The organism is Saccharomonospora sp. NPDC046836 (genome assembly GCF_040645195.1).
In the GTDB taxonomy this organism is placed as follows: Bacteria; Actinomycetota; Actinomycetes; order Mycobacteriales; family Pseudonocardiaceae; genus Prauserella_A.
The window spans coordinates 1-1,196 of sequence record NZ_JBEYXW010000131.1 but is presented as its reverse complement, the minus strand read 5'-3'; the positions used below and the strand labels follow the sequence as shown (position 1 = coordinate 1,196).

The 1,196-nt window shown below is 73.5% G+C and carries 1 protein-coding gene; it reads left to right on the top strand.

The annotated features are described in order from the left end of the window. The coding region (locus ABZ863_RS35700; RefSeq protein ID WP_358544221.1) for a M6 family metalloprotease domain-containing protein at nucleotides 1–1,196 on the top strand (1,196 nt) is incomplete at both ends.

Below are 1,196 nucleotides of genomic sequence, written 5' to 3'. Positions count from 1 at the left end.
GGTGGCGGGCCCCGCCTCGGCCGCACCCCCGGGCGGCCCGTGCGCCCTGCCGCGCACCCCGGCCCACCACTCCGAAGGGCTCGACACCTGGAACGGCGCCTACCCGCGCCCCCTCGGCAGCCTCGACGCGGTCCTCGTCTTCCTCTCGTTCCCCGACGCCACCCCGCGCACCACCCCCGCCGAGCTGACCGCCGACTACTTCCCCGACGCCGCCAACTTCTTCGACCGCTCCTCCTACGGCCGCTTCACCCTGCGCCCGCACCCGCAGAAGGAGTGGCTGACCATGCCCCAGCCCTCCACGGCCTACGAGATAAGGCGCGACTGGAACGCCGCGAGCCGCTCCGCCTACCTCCGCGACGCCCTGGAGGCCGCCGACCCGGTCGTCGACTTCTCCCGCTACGACATCGTGTACTTCGTCGCCGACCCGGACGCCCCCGGTGTGGACTCCGACGCCACCAAGGTGGTCAACTTCAGCCGCCCTCTGGAGGCCGACGGCACCCCGATCCGCCGCGTCGTCACCCTCTTCGAACGCCACCCGCCCGACCGCAACGTCCTCGCCCACGAGACCGGCCACGTCTTCGACCTGCCCGACCTCTACCACCGGCCCACCGACAACAAGGGCGACTGGGACACCCACGTCGGCGACTGGGACCTCATGGGCAGCCAGTTCGGACTCGGCCCGGAACTCTTCGCCTGGCACAAGTGGAAGCTCGGCTGGCTCGGCCACCAGCAGATCACCTGCGTCCAGGGCGAGGGCTCGCACCGCCTCTCCCTGGAGCCCGTGGCCGCCGACGCGCCCCTCCCGGGCTCCGGCACCCGCCTCGCGGTCGTCCCCGAGGGCCCCGGCACCGTCATCGCCGTGGAGGCCCGCACCGCCGAGGGCAACGACGTGGACGTCTGCCGCGAAGGCATCCTCGTCTACCGTGTCCGCACCGACCTGCCCTCCGGCGCCGGCCCCGTCGAGGTCCTCGACGCCCATCCGGACACCGCCGCCTGCTGGGGCCGCTCGGTCTACCCCGCCCTCGCCGACGCCCCCGTCCAGGAGGGCGAGACCTTCACCGTCCCCGGCACCGACCCCGGCGAGGGCGTACGCGTCGAGGTGTGCGGTGGCACGAGTTCCGACACGTCCAGAGACGCGGCCGGTGACCCGGTGTCCGGCGGCACCGCCACGGTCATTCAGATCACCGAGCCCCGCA